Annotated in this window: 11 protein-coding genes and 1 pseudogene; 9 read left to right on the plus strand and 3 right to left on the minus strand. The window is 38.6% G+C overall.

From position 1 onward, the window contains the following. Positions 1 to 21 precede the first annotated feature (21 nt). Positions 22 to 600 carry a lytic polysaccharide monooxygenase gene (locus tag ACTH6U_RS02715; protein ID WP_294103854.1) on the plus strand — a complete coding sequence of 193 codons (579 nt, stop codon included), beginning with the start codon at positions 22 to 24 and terminating at the stop codon, positions 598 to 600. A 138-nt stretch (positions 601 to 738) separates the two neighbouring features. After that, positions 739 to 1650 (plus strand): DNA replication terminus site-binding protein, encoded by a 912-nt coding sequence (gene tus, locus ACTH6U_RS02720; RefSeq protein ID WP_294103855.1) that lies wholly within the window; start codon positions 739 to 741, stop codon positions 1648 to 1650. Positions 1651 to 1730: 80 nt separating this feature from the next. On the opposite strand, the gene fumC is transcribed toward tus, so the two are convergent. Then, the gene (fumC, locus tag ACTH6U_RS02725; RefSeq protein WP_294103856.1) at positions 1731 to 3128 is read right to left on the minus strand and encodes a class II fumarate hydratase; all 1398 of its coding nucleotides are present in this window, start codon (positions 3126 to 3128) and stop codon (positions 1731 to 1733) included. A gap of 180 nt (positions 3129 to 3308) precedes the next feature. On the opposite strand from fumC, the gene manA reads away from it, so the two are divergent. From manA to add, 3 genes are all read left to right on the plus strand, one after another. Then, a complete protein-coding gene (gene manA, locus ACTH6U_RS02730) occupies positions 3309 to 4484 on the plus strand; it encodes a mannose-6-phosphate isomerase (RefSeq protein ID WP_294103857.1) in 1176 nt (391 codons plus the stop codon). 113 nt (positions 4485 to 4597) lie between these two features. Further along, complete coding sequence (locus tag ACTH6U_RS02735; protein WP_294103858.1) at positions 4598 to 6247, plus strand: YdgA family protein; 1650 nt, start codon at positions 4598 to 4600, stop codon at positions 6245 to 6247. A gap of 209 nt (positions 6248 to 6456) precedes the next feature. Then, a complete protein-coding gene (gene add / locus ACTH6U_RS02740) occupies positions 6457 to 7458 on the plus strand; it encodes an adenosine deaminase (RefSeq protein ID WP_441831540.1) in 1002 nt (333 codons plus the stop codon). 197 nt (positions 7459 to 7655) lie between these two features. Here add and ACTH6U_RS02745 read toward each other — a convergent pair whose 3' ends face one another. Together ACTH6U_RS02745 and ACTH6U_RS02750 are read right to left on the minus strand one after the other, a co-directional pair. After that, positions 7656 to 8633 carry a bile acid:sodium symporter family protein gene (locus ACTH6U_RS02745; RefSeq protein WP_294103860.1) on the minus strand — a complete coding sequence of 326 codons (978 nt, stop codon included), beginning with the start codon at positions 8631 to 8633 and terminating at the stop codon, positions 7656 to 7658. Positions 8634 to 8689: 56 nt separating this feature from the next. Beyond that, positions 8690 to 9733 (minus strand): oxidoreductase, encoded by a 1044-nt coding sequence (locus tag ACTH6U_RS02750; RefSeq protein ID WP_441831541.1) that lies wholly within the window; start codon positions 9731 to 9733, stop codon positions 8690 to 8692. Between the two features lie 161 nt (positions 9734 to 9894). On the opposite strand from ACTH6U_RS02750, the gene ACTH6U_RS02755 reads away from it, so the two are divergent. The 4 genes and pseudogenes from ACTH6U_RS02755 to rsxC form a co-directional block, all read left to right on the plus strand. After that, on the plus strand, positions 9895 to 10335 hold the full coding sequence (locus tag ACTH6U_RS02755) for a DUF2569 domain-containing protein (RefSeq protein WP_441831542.1): 441 nt from the start codon (positions 9895 to 9897) through the stop codon (positions 10333 to 10335). 88 nt (positions 10336 to 10423) lie between these two features. Further along, positions 10424 to 11005, plus strand: coding sequence for an electron transport complex subunit RsxA (gene rsxA, locus ACTH6U_RS02760; protein WP_294103863.1), 582 nt, complete (start codon positions 10424 to 10426; stop codon positions 11003 to 11005). Then, positions 11005 to 11619 (plus strand): electron transport complex subunit RsxB, encoded by a 615-nt coding sequence (gene rsxB / locus ACTH6U_RS02765; RefSeq protein WP_294103864.1) that lies wholly within the window; start codon positions 11005 to 11007, stop codon positions 11617 to 11619. Before rsxA ends, rsxB begins: the two co-directional genes overlap by 1 nt. After that, positions 11612 to 13449 (plus strand): annotated as a pseudogene (gene rsxC, locus ACTH6U_RS02770) (electron transport complex subunit RsxC); the annotation flags it as partial. The gene rsxB and the pseudogene rsxC, both read left to right, overlap by 8 nt.

Here is a 13449-nt window from a genome sequence, read left to right on the forward strand (position 1 = left end):
TATAAATGATGAGGATATTCAATGAAACAATTTCTGTTACTTCCATTATTGCTGTGTTGCAGTTTTTTGGTTTGGTCTCACGGGTATGTTGAATCCCCAGCGAGCCGAGCATATCAATGTAAATTAAAAAATAATATTGACTGCGGCCCTGTGCAATATGAGCCACAATCAGTCGAGGGCTTAAAAGGGTTCCCCCAACAAGGGCCTGCTGATGGGCATTTAGCAAGTGCAGGCATAGCTAGATTTTATCCAATTGATTTACAAGAAACTTCTCGTTGGAAGCATAATAAAATAAATCAAAGCAATGTCGATTTTTATTGGCGGCTTACTGCTGTACATAAAACTTCTAAATGGGAATATTTCATTACTAATCCTAATTGGGACGCCAGCCAGCCATTATCTCGAAGTCAGTTTAATTTAACCCCCTTTTGCAAGGTTGAGAAATTAGAAATACCAGAGGCTCAAGTGCATCATCGCTGTGATTTACCAAAGAATTACAATGGTTATCATGTTATTTTAGCGGTATGGACAATAAGTGATACTCAAAACGCATTTTATCAAGCTATTGATATCGATATAAATTACGAACTGTTAAAATAACTCACGACACTTCAGAAACCGTTTATCTATCGGTACTTTCTTTTTAGCCCCCTTTTTTATGGTTTAGCATTGATAATCGTCAATGCTAATGTTACCTTGTTTTTTATCATATACAGAATGTTGTAACTAAATAAAAACATGAATAACAATAAGCAAAATTTAATTGATTGTTTCAATCATTTAGAAGCCTACATAAATGAACTCAGTCATTTATTGTTAGCGCAATCTATGTTTACAGCTAATGTATTCCGTTTACCTGAAATACTCAAAGGTGATGAAACCAGTGAAATATCTTCAATATTAGTCGAAAAAGTAACAGGGAAAAAAGCGCTTAATGACATTATCCAGCTAATAAATCTATTATTTATCCATAAAAAATCAGGTCTTGTTAGTAATAAATCTGCGATACGATTACCAGGAGCAATTTGTGTTGAAACATCACCTGCTGGATATCTGCAGTTTGATAAATTAATAACTCAAATTAATTTATTAAAAATTGAAATAAAAAAAATAGTAACTCAACTAGACGAATCACAACGTTTTGATTTTATAAGAGAAAGCCTTCATGGGTTATTAACGCTAAATACTTACCGTACCCTCACCCTACTTTCTGATATTGATACCATTCGCTTTGGTTGGGCAAACAAAAAAGTAATCAATAAAATGACTAAAGAAGAGGTTCTTAATCGTCTGCAAGACAGTTTTGAAAGTGGCCGAGGGCCAAGTGACATTCCTAAAGAACAATGGCAAATACAACTGATGAATGAAATAGCTCTTATTCATTCGCTGCCTCATGATGCCGTTCTAAAAACACAACGCCCCGTTAAAGTTCAACCTATTGCTAGAGTTTGGGATAAGGAACAACAAAAACAAACACAATTTGCTTGTGCCACACCTTTGTTTGTTTTCGCGGTAGACAAAGAGCTTACAGACATTGTTATCGGCGATCTTCCTGATTATCATATGGATAATATTGCTATTCGTAATCGGCCTAAATCAAAACCGGTAGAATTAATTATTCCTCGTCTAAATTTATATATAGAACGCTAATCAGTTAAAGAATAAAAAAACACCTACTGTTTTAAATCAGCAGGTGTTCTAATTTAACAAGCTTTGGTTTTTCCAATAGCTTATGACTTCATGCTACCAACCATGTCTTCAGGACGAACCCAGTCATCAAATTGTTCTTCAGTTAAGTAGTTCAATTTAAGTGCTGACTCTTTCAAAGTAAGCCCTTCTTTATGTGCATTTTTGGCAATTTCAGCTGCTTTGTCATAACCAATATGGGTATTCAATGCAGTGACTAACATCAGTGATTCGTGAAGTAATTTTTCAATACGCTCACGATTTGGTTCAATACCGACTGCACAATGCTCGTTGAAGCTGCGCATACCGTCAGCTAATAAACGAACTGATTGTAAGAAGTTATCAATCAACATTGGGCGGAATACGTTGAGTTCAAAATTACCCGATGCGCCACCGATATTAACAGCAACATCATTACCCATAACTTGAGCACAAAGCATCGTTAAAGCTTCACACTGAGTAGGGTTAACTTTACCTGGCATGATAGAACTACCTGGTTCATTTTCTGGAATTGAAATCTCACCAATACCACAACGTGGACCTGATGCTAACCATCTAACATCATTAGCTATTTTCATTAATGATGCAGATAATCCTTTAAGTGCACCATGTGCATGAACGAGGCTATCGCAGGTTGCCAATGCTTCAAATTTGTTAGGCGCCGTAATAAATGGCTGCCCTGTTAGCTCCGCGATTTTTTTCGCCACACGAACCGCATATTCAGGATGCGTGTTTAATCCGGTACCAACAGCCGTGCCACCTAATGCAAGCTCACATACATGTGGAACTGAATTTTCAATATGCTTTTCACTGTTTGCCAACATAGTTGCCCAGCCAGAAATTTCTTGGCCTAATGTCAGTGGGGTTGCATCTTGTAGATGAGTACGTCCAATCTTAACGATATCTTTAAACGCTTTTGCTTTAGCATCCAATGTTTTCTGTAGGATTCTAAGCTCAGGTAAGAGATGTTCACGAATAGCAACAACTGCTGCAACATGCATTGCAGTAGGAAATACGTCATTTGAACTTTGGCTTTTGTTTACATCATCGTTTGGATGGATAAGACGGTCATTCCCTCTTTGTCCACCTAGAATTTCACTACCACGATTCGCTAGCACCTCATTCATGTTCATGTTACTTTGAGTACCAGAACCAGTTTGCCAGATAGCGAGAGGAAATTCAGTTGGATGTTTACCAGCTAAAACTTCATCTGCTGCTGCAATGATGGCATCGCCTCGTTCTTTAACTAATAACCCTAAATCCATATTCACACTAGCCGCTGCTTTTTTAGTGATAGCGAGTGCGTGGATCAGAGCAACGGGCATTTTTTCTACAGATATACGGAAATGTTCTAAAGAACGCTGCGTTTGCGCGCCCCACAATTGGTCAGCAGGTACTTCAATTGGTCCCATTGAGTCTTTTTCAATGCGAGTGGCTGCCATTACTATCTCCTTAGATACATACACAGAATAATTGATTTTAGAATCATCTGCTTGCAGGTAAGCAAATAACCGAGCAGTATGATGCCACAAATTGAATTTCAATTATGAGACTTAGTCGAGCTTATTGTGTTGTTGTAAAAAGGAAATGAGTTGATTTTCTAAAAAGAAGAGAGTTTTGCTATGCTTAAAATGATAAATAAAGTTCAACATTATGATTGGGGTAGTAAAACAGCACTTACTAAGCTGTATGGCATATCGAACCCTAATAATTTACCCATGGCTGAGCTTTGGATGGGTGCTCATCCGAAAGCCAGTTCTGACGTTATTGTTCCTGAATCAAATCAAGTTATTTCGCTTGAAACGCTTATTAGTAGTGATCCTGATAAATATCTAGGAAAAAATATCGCTCTGCACTATGGGCGGTTACCTTATCTATTTAAAGTGTTATGTGCGGCGCAACCTTTATCTGTCCAAGTACACCCGAATAAGACTTATGCCGAGGTTGGTTTTGCAAAAGAAAATGCCGCAGGTATTTCTTTAGACTCCCCTATTCGAAACTATAAAGATGACAATCATAAGCCCGAATTGATTTATGCTTTAACACCGTTTAAAGCAATGAATGCATTTCGCCCTTTGTCAGAAATAGCGCAATTACTTGATTTTGTTTCTGCTGCACATCCTGATATCCAGTTGTTTGTCCAATCACCGAGTGAAGAAAAACTTGCAAGGCTTTTTGCACAAATTCTTAATCTTGCTGGAGAACAAAAAGAACTTGCATTAGGTGTGTTAAAAGCGGCGTTAAATAGTCGTCAAGGTGAACCTTGGAACTCCATTAAACAAATGGTGAGTCTGTATCCTGAAGATAATGGATTATTTTCACCACTTCTTCTTAATGTTGTTGAATTGCAACCCGGAGAAGCAATGTTCTTATATGCGAGAACACCCCATGCTTATTTAGAAGGGGTTGGTTTAGAGGTAATGGCGAATTCAGATAATGTTCTACGTGCAGGATTAACCAATAAACATATTGATATTACAGAACTTATTGCTAACATTGACTTTAAGCCTACCAAGGCTGATGATTTACTGAGCATCCCTGAAAAATATGGAAATATCTGGAAATATAATATTCCAGTAGAAGATTTTTCATTTAATATATATTCTATTAACGATTCGGGAATAGCCGTCGATAACAATACCGCTTCCATACTGTTTTGTATTGAAGGTGAGTTAGTTTTGAGCTCAGGTAATGATATCATCAATATTGGTTCTGGAGAGTCAATATTTTTACCTGCTTATGAGGAAAGTATTTCCATTAAAGGTAATGGAAAGCTTGCCCGAGTATTTAATATTTAGTGTCAAATTCTGTATTTAACCTGTTTTTTATTAGTAATATGAAAACGGTTATATAAAACTTATACAATATTTTAAGGTGCGTTAAAAACGTACTGAAAGGATGGATGTTTATAATGAAAAAGTCATTAGTCGCGATTGGTGTTATCGTTGCTGTAGGTGTGGTATGGACTGGAGCATCATGGTACACAGGCTCAAAAGTTGAAGATGAACTCAATAGAGTAGTTACTAAAACCAACGATTTTTTTGCTGTAAATACCCCTGAAGCGGGCGTGAATTTTAAAGTAGAAAATTACAAACGTGGTGTTTTCTCTTCACAAGCAGATATCGTGATCAGCTCTGCTGACTCAGCAACACCTACAGACGCTATCGTATTTAAAGCCAATATTGACCATGGTCCATTCCCTATTTCTCAAGTTGCTAAATTTAATTTAATGCCAAAACTGGCTGCAACTCATATGGAATTAGCCAACAATGCGACAACTAAAGAACTATTTGAAGCAACTAAGGGTAAACCATTCATTACGGGCACAGCTGTAATTGGTTATTCTAAAAGTATTGATACTAACTTAGAACTTATCCCTGTTGAATATAATAAAGATGATGTTGCATTATCATTCAGTGGTTCTAAATTGGACGTCTCTACTTCAGCTGACCTAGAGTCTGTAGACGCTTCATTAATCACTGACAGTTTGGTGATGGGTAAAACTGATAAATCAGAAACAATGACCTTAAAAGGCTTAAAACTTGTTTCTAATGTGAAAAAATCACAGTACGGTTTCTATACAGGTACACAAGAATTTGTCATTGCAGATACTGATTTCAATATCCCAGAAACTAAATTCTCTTTTAAAGATTTCAAAATTGCTAGTGATACATCCATTAACGGTGAAGATGTTAAAGGTAATGTTTCCTACAGCATCGGCGACTTAAAAGCACTTGGTGAAAACTTAGGTTCAGGCCAGATCACAGTTGCTATTGAAAAATTAGATGCTAAAGCTTTAGGTAAATTTGTTGAGCAATACAACAAAGCTCTTAGCGAAGGTCTAGCAAGTGGTGACCCATCACAAGCAACTGAAAAGTTAGCAATGGAAATGATGAGTACAACACTGCCAGAACTAATGAAAAGCAAACCAGTTTTCATTGTTAGTCCATTTACTTGGAAAAACGAAGCTGGCCAAAGTTCTATTGACTTAAACATAACGTTTAATAAATGGAATCAAGACGAAATTACAGCTCTAGCAATGTCTAATAAAGTAGATGAAGCAATTAAACAGCTCATCAGCTCTTTTGACTTTAGCATGAAACTTAATAAGCCAATGCTTATTGAATCAATGACTCAAGTGATGATTTTAGACCAAGGTGTCCCAGTTGATGCTGCCGCTAAAAAAGCAATGAAAGATGAAATCACGACTGAGTTTGCTGGTGTTCAGCAAATGTTAACTTCTGATATGTTCTCTTCTCCGTTTGAAGAAATGTTCATGACAGATGAAGAACGTGCTGCGAAAGCAAAACAGAAGAAATCGCCTTGGATGGTCGATAGCGCAACTGACTTAACAATGACGATTAAATTTGCAGGCAATGATATTACTTTTAACCAAGACAAATTCACTTTAGCTGAATTCTTGACTAAAATGAAAGTAATGTCTAACCCAGCTGATGATATGAATTCAGAAGTAGAACCTGCACCAGAAGTACAAATGGAAGCAGAAGGTGCTGAACCTGTTGAAATAGCACCACAAGCGGAAGCAGTTCCTGCTCAATAATTTACTTTTTTCTATAAAGTAATGAATAAAACGCCAGTCATTAATTGACTGGCGTTTTTGTATCTATCGATAACCACTCTATTATTATGTGACAGGCATCTGATTTTTAATGTAACAAATGTATTTATTTCACATATTGCGTGACTCAACATTGATTTTTTTGCAATAACAGCCAATATAAGAATAGAAAATAGATAAGGAGTCACTACGTGATAAATACACGCTTACCTTTAACTGATTTACATCGCCACCTTGACGGAAATATTCGCCCAGAAACGATTCTTTCGCTTGCTGAGCAACACAATATTGAATTGCCTGCATATGAACTAGAAACATTAAGGCCCCATGTTCAAATCATTGGACAAGAGGCTGATCTTGTTGGTTTTTTAGCTAAGCTAGACTGGGGTGTTGCTGTTCTTGCTAACCTAGACGCTTGTAAGCGTGTTGCACATGAGAATGTGGAAGATGCATTCAGAGCTGGCATCGATTATGCAGAACTACGTTTCTCTCCCTACTACATGGCAATGAAACATCAATTACCCGTTGAGGCAGTCGTAGAAGCCATTATTGATGGTGTTCAAGCGGGTTGTCGCCAATATGACATCAAAATTAATTTAATTGGTATTCTTAGCCGTACATTTGGTCAAGAAGCATGCTCACTTGAACTCGCTGGACTTCTCGCCCATCGTGACAAGTTATGTGCATTAGACTTAGCTGGTGATGAACTCGGTTTTCCCGGTAAATTGTTTGAAGACCACTTTTTAAAAGCTCGAAATACTGACTTAAATATTACCGTTCACGCTGGTGAAGCAGCAGGAGCAAGTAGCATTTGGCATGCGATTAATGAGCTTGGTGCACAACGGATAGGTCACGGAGTCAAAGCTATTGAAGATCCATCATTAATGGAATATTTGGCTAAGAATCAAATCGGCATTGAAAGCTGTTTAACCTCGAATATTCAAACTAGCACAGTAACCTCTTTGGCTAATCATCCATTGAAAACATTTTTAGCAAACGGTGTGTTAGCTTCAATTAATACTGACGACCCTGCCGTGCAAGGGATTGAACTTCCTTATGAATATGAAATTGCAGCGCCACAAGCGGGACTTAGTCTCAGCGACATTGAGCAAATTCAACGTAACGGACTAGCAATGGCATTTTTATCAGATAGTGAAAAAGCAGCATTAATCCAGAAAGTGGCCATACGATAATACCTTCGCTATCTTCAAAACAGGGTGATTTATAAATTATTTCATCCTGTTTAACTCCCCTCCTTAATAAAAATATACACAGATGCTGATGTAATATAAGTAATTAACACCTAAGTATGTTGTAACTAAAATGGGGTTTTATTCTAACTTAATAATAACTCACGCGATATTAGCCAAACCATCGCGTGAATTAAATTTTATTTATTCAATAAGCGTTTTGCATACCTTTGCGCTAATACTGCACTCACCATTAGCTGAATTTGATGGAAGATCATCAGTGGCAATAATATCACCCCAACTGTCGCAGCAGGAAAAAGTACATTCGCCATTGGCACTCCATTAGCTAAACTCTTTTTAGAACCACAAAATACGATGGTTATCTCATCTTCCTTACTAAAACCAAATAAGCGTGCCGCTGTAGTGTTAATAACGATAACAATAAATAAAATCACACAGGTAACGATTGATATCATCAATAATGAAAATGCATCAATCCGTTGCCATATCCCTTCTACCACTGCTTCGCTAAAAGCAACATAAACAACTAACAGTATCGATGACCGGTCAGTGATATTAACTAATTTACGATGACGATTAATCCAATTGGCAATTAATGGGCGCGCTAAATGTCCAACAACAAATGGCAACATTAATTGCATCAGTATCGAGCCAATTGCATTGAGTGTATCAATAGCTTCGCTTCCGTCAGCATCCATTAAAAAACCAACCAGTATAGGTGAGAGAAAAACACCTAAAATACTTGATGCCGATGCACTACAAATAGCAGCAGCAACATTACCGCCGGCAACAGAGGTAAAAGCAATGGCAGATTGAACGGTGGCAGGTAACGCACACAAATATAAAAAGCCCATATATACCGTTGGAGACATCCAATCTGGCACCAAAAAGCGTAAACCTAGCCCTATGATAGGAAATAAAATAAATGTACTGGCAAAAACTAATAGATGTAGCTTCCAATGCCCTACACCCGCCATAATTGACTCTCGAGATAATTTAGCACCATGCATAAAAAACAATAATGCTATTGCAGCTGTGGTTAAGTATTTAAAGGCTGTCTTAATTTCACCTTCACAAGGAAATAGACTCGCCACTACAACCACACATATCATAATTAACAAAAAAGGATCTATTCTAAACTTCGCTAGTAAATTCATTCTATTATCCAAAAATAAGAGCCTGTTTATCGCAGGCTCTATCATTAAATTAAATCTTAAAAAATGACTTCAATTGTCCGTTTTTCTTTTGCGGAAAGTATACCAGCTTCAATCAATTTCATTATATCAATGGCTTCATTTGGCGTAACTAGGTTTGCTTTACCTAATCGGATAGCATCATGAATTGCCTCATAATAGCCGCCGTAATTGCCCTTTTCATTCGACCACTCTTGAGTAATGAATTCGTCACCTTGTGACAGGGTAACTATTCCTTTGTTTTGATCTTCTCCCCAGCTCTCATCTTGTGGGAATAAACCATTTTTCAAGCAATCTTCTTGCGTATCTAATCCATACTTTACATAACTACCTTTCATTCCATGAATAATATAAATTGGCATGGGGGCTGCTGCGAGTATAGTTGAATGAAGTACAACTTTTTTATCTGCATACTCAAGCATTGCATGGAAGTAATCCACAGCCTCCGCGCCAGGCCTTATTTTACCCAGATCAACGGTAATACCTTTAGGTTTGCCAAAATACTGTAAGACTTGGTCCAATAAGTGAGGCCCTAAGTCATACCAAATACCCGCTCCCGGAATATCAGCTTCACGCCAGCGTTGTCTTACAACCGGACGAAAACGATCAAAATGTGATTCATAATATTTGATCTCACCGAGACAGCCATCTTGAAGAAGTTTTTTAACGGTACGAAATCCTGAATCCCAACGGCGATTATGATAAATAGAGAGTAATTTCCCCGCTTTTTCTGCTTGCTGTTTTAACTTTAACGCTTCTTCAACATTTAATGTAAAAGGTTTATCGACGACAACATGCTTACCCGCTGCAAGTGCATCACGACTCAGTGGGTAATGAGTGTCATTGGGTGTTGGTATAACAACCAATTCAATTTCAGGATCAGCAAATATCGCTTCTGGCGAAGAAACGACATTAATATTAGGCCAATCTGCTTTTACTTTACTTGGATCACTACTTGAAATCGCGGTTAATTCAAAACCGGCAAGACGGGCTAAAAATGGTGTATGAAATGTTTTACTCGCATAACCATACCCTATAATACCAACTTTAATCGGCTTAGACATATTGACCTCGTAGATGCATTTAACTTAAATAGTCAGAAAAGTATAGATAGCTAAAAAAGTACCATCAGAATGAATTAATTAGCAAATAAATCTATGGTAGGATCAAAAAATATCATCATGTTAATATAGCTAACGTTTTACATTAATGGACTTTTAATTTTATGGCCTCTGTTTATAACGCTAACCGTATCACTGGCTGGTTACTCGTACCAGCAACTTACCTATTACTCACCTTTTTAGCGGTTTGCAGCATGACAGTGATGTATTTCATTAAACTCTATGAAATAGTAACCACCATTGAAAATTGGACGAATTTCATACCGATGGAATGGTATGTATCTTTTGCCATTTCTATTGCGATGACACTGTTTAGTGTCTATATCCTTCGACTGATGTTTTCACATTCTCGCCATTTTCCTCGCCGATTTATTATTTGGTTGTTGATTTTATTGCTGCTTGGTTTAAAAACTTTTGCATTCTCAACGATTGATGATAAGACCGCATTACAAGTTCTCGCTTGGCCACTATTTGGCGCAGGATTCTTTGTCCCATATTTAAAACGTTCTGTTCGCGTTAAAATGACTTTCACACAAGATCGATAAGCATCACAAAAATAGATTGTTATCATACAGACTGTTTAACTGGCTATAGCCAGTTTTTGTACTTTTATTTCTATTTTCAGGCAATGAAATGACTGACTATCTTCTTCTATTTGTTGGAACGGTGCTGGTTAACAACTTCGTCCTCGTTAAATTCCTCGGCCTATGCCCTTTTATGGGCGTATCAAAAAAACTCGAGACCGCCATTGGAATGGGCTTTGCGACAACATTCGTTATGACACTAGCTTCTATTAGCTCTTGGCTAATGGACACCTTAATTCTTATCCCTCTCGACCTACTCTATTTACGCACCCTCAGCTTTATACTGGTTATCGCAGTTGTGGTGCAATTTACAGAAATGGTTGTTAGAAAAACGAGTCCAACCCTCTATCGTTTACTCGGTATTTTCTTACCCTTGATCACCACAAACTGTGCAGTGCTAGGTGTCGCTTTACTCAATATCAATCAATCCCATAATTTTTTACAGTCAGCAATGTATGGATTTAGCGCAGCAGTTGGCTTTTCTCTTGTTATGGTGTTGTTTGCCGCCATCCGGGAACGCCTTGCTATCGCAAATGTCCCTGCACCATTTCGAGGTTCTTCAATTGGGCTGATTACCGCAGGTCTGATGTCTCTTGCATTTATGGGCTTCAGTGGTTTGGTGAAATTCTAATGATGTCTTTATGGATTGCAATTGGCATATTAGCTGTTTTAGGCCTTATATTTGGTCTGATCCTCGGATATGCATCCCTACGATTTAAAGTTGAACAAGACCCAATCGTTGAAAAGCTCGACGCGATTTTACCACAAAGTCAATGTGGTCAATGTAGCTACCCTGGTTGTCGCCCCTACGCAGAAGCCGTGGCTAATAATGGTGAAATGATTAATAAATGCGCACCGGGTGGCGAGCTTGTCATGCTCAAAATTGCAGAACTAATGAATGTTGATCCTCAACCTATTGATGGTGATGACTCAGCGCTAAACCCTATTCGTAAAGTTGCCATTATTGATGAAGAGAATTGCATCGGTTGTACGAAATGCATTCAAGCCTGTCCTGTTGATGCTATTGTTGGTGCAACACGCGCCATGCATACAGTAATTGAAGATTTGTGTACTGGTTGCGACCTCTGCGTTGCGCCTTGCCCAACTGATTGTATTGAGCTGGTCCCTGTGAAAACGACTACCGCAAACTGGAAATGGGATCTTAACTCGATCCCTGTCAAAAATATTTCTGTGGAACCTCTAGAACAACGCCAAATATTAACTAGAGGTGAGTCACATGTTTAAGCTTTTTAGCTGGCTAAAAAACGATGATATTTGGGACTTTAAAGGTGGTATTCATCCACCTGAAATGAAATTGCAGTCAAGTAAAGTGCCTATGCGCATTGCCTCTGTTCCTGATGAAATCATCATTCCTTTACAACAACATTTAGGCCCTGAAGGTGAATTAATTGTTACTGTCGGCGCCCATGTTTTAAAAGGACAGCCTTTAACGAAAGGATTGGGTCGAACAGTTCCGGTTCATGCCTCAACATCCGGTACGATTACGGCCATCGAGCCAATGGTTACGGCCCATCCATCAGGTCTTAAAGAACTTTGTGTTCGAATTAAATCAGATGGAAATGATGAGTGGTGCCCACTCTTCCCAGAAAAGCATTATGAACAACTTACTACGGCCCAATTACTACTAAAAATTGAGCAAGCTGGTATTGCCGGCCTTGGTGGTGCAGGGTTCCCTACCGCATCAAAACTTGCCGGTGGGCAAGATGCTATTAATACATTGATTATCAATGCTGCTGAATGTGAGCCTTACATTACAGCAGATGATAGATTAATGCAGGAACATGCAATTGAAGTGATTGAAGGATGCCGAGTTTTACAACACCTTTTAAATCCTGACCAAGTATTAATTGGTATTGAAGATAATAAACCTGAAGCTATTGCGGCGTTAAAACAAGCTATCACTAAGCGAGACAACAAAATACTCGTTAAAGTTATCCCGACAAAATATCCCTCAGGTGGCGCAAAACAATTAACTAAAATACTAACAGGTAAAGAAGTCCCTTCGGGGGCTCGTTCTTCTCAAATTGGTGTTTTAATGCAAAATGTCGGTACTGTCGTTGCCATTAAGCGCGCAGTAATTGATGGACAGCCATTAATTGAGCGCGTCGTCACTGTCACTGGTGAAGCTATTAAAAAACCAGGCAATTTTTGGGTTCGACTTGGGATTCCTGTAAAATATCTTCTTGAACAATCTGGGTTTATACCCGAGATAGAACAAATGGTGATCATGGGTGGTCCACTCATGGGTTTCACCCTGCCTGACTTAAATGTGCCAGTCGTTAAAATTTGTAATTGCCTTTTAGTTCCAACAATGGAAGAAGTTGGCCAAAAAGCATTAGAAGAAGCCTGCATTCGCTGCGGACTCTGTGTTGACGCCTGTCCCGCTGCATTACTACCACAACAGCTATACTGGTTTAGTAAAGGAAATGAGCACGAAAAAGCGCAAAAACATAACTTATTCGATTGTATTGAATGTGGTGCTTGCGCTTATGTTTGCCCAAGTAATATTCCTTTAGTGCAGTATTATCGCCAAGAAAAAGCAGAAATCCGTGAACTCACCCAAGAAGAGCGCCGTTCTGCTGAAGCTAAATTGCGTTTTGAAGCTAAACAGCAGCGTATGGAGCGAGATAAACTTGCTCGTGCAGAGCGCCATAAAAAAGCAGCTGTACAAGTTGATGACACAAATAACGATGCTGTTAATGCTGCATTGGCAAGAGTTAAAGCCAAGCAAAAGCTTTCCAATGAACCTATCAAAATTATTTCTGGTGAGCTACCGGATAACAGTGCGGTCATTGCCGCTAGAGAAGCTCGCAAAGCACAAGCTCGAGCCAAACAAGCCGAAAAAATGGTAAATGAACAATTGAGCTCCCCATCTCTAGATATCAATGAAGATCCTAGAAAAGCTGCGGTAAATGCAGCACTTGCGCGTGCGAAAGCCAAAAAAGCGGCACAAGAACAATCTCAACCTGAATCGATAGCCACGGAAACAGTAACAACAGCAACCGAAACGGAAGTTGACCCACGCAAAGCGGCAGTCGCAGCTGCGATTGCGCG

It is taken from the genome of Providencia sp. (assembly GCF_052096715.1).
In the GTDB taxonomy this organism is placed as follows: domain Bacteria; phylum Pseudomonadota; class Gammaproteobacteria; order Enterobacterales; family Enterobacteriaceae; genus Providencia.

Excerpts from the sequence above, each read along its gene's own strand:
- ACTH6U_RS02715 (WP_294103854.1), top strand. The coding sequence starts at position 22 with ATGAAACAATTTCTGTTACTTCCATTATTGCTGTGTTGCAGTTTTTTG.
- tus (WP_294103855.1), top strand. The coding sequence starts at position 739 with ATGAATAACAATAAGCAAAATTTAATTGATTGTTTCAATCATTTAGAA.
- fumC (WP_294103856.1), bottom strand. The coding sequence starts at position 3,128 with ATGGCAGCCACTCGCATTGAAAAAGACTCAATGGGACCAATTGAAGTA.
- manA (WP_294103857.1), top strand. The coding sequence starts at position 3,309 with ATGCTTAAAATGATAAATAAAGTTCAACATTATGATTGGGGTAGTAAA.
- ACTH6U_RS02735 (WP_294103858.1), top strand. The coding sequence starts at position 4,598 with ATGAAAAAGTCATTAGTCGCGATTGGTGTTATCGTTGCTGTAGGTGTG.
- ACTH6U_RS02745 (WP_294103860.1), bottom strand. The coding sequence starts at position 8,633 with ATGAATTTACTAGCGAAGTTTAGAATAGATCCTTTTTTGTTAATTATG.
- ACTH6U_RS02750 (WP_441831541.1), bottom strand. The coding sequence starts at position 9,733 with ATGTCTAAGCCGATTAAAGTTGGTATTATAGGGTATGGTTATGCGAGT.
- ACTH6U_RS02755 (WP_441831542.1), top strand. The coding sequence starts at position 9,895 with ATGGCCTCTGTTTATAACGCTAACCGTATCACTGGCTGGTTACTCGTA.
- rsxA (WP_294103863.1), top strand. The coding sequence starts at position 10,424 with ATGACTGACTATCTTCTTCTATTTGTTGGAACGGTGCTGGTTAACAAC.
- rsxB (WP_294103864.1), top strand. The coding sequence starts at position 11,005 with ATGATGTCTTTATGGATTGCAATTGGCATATTAGCTGTTTTAGGCCTT.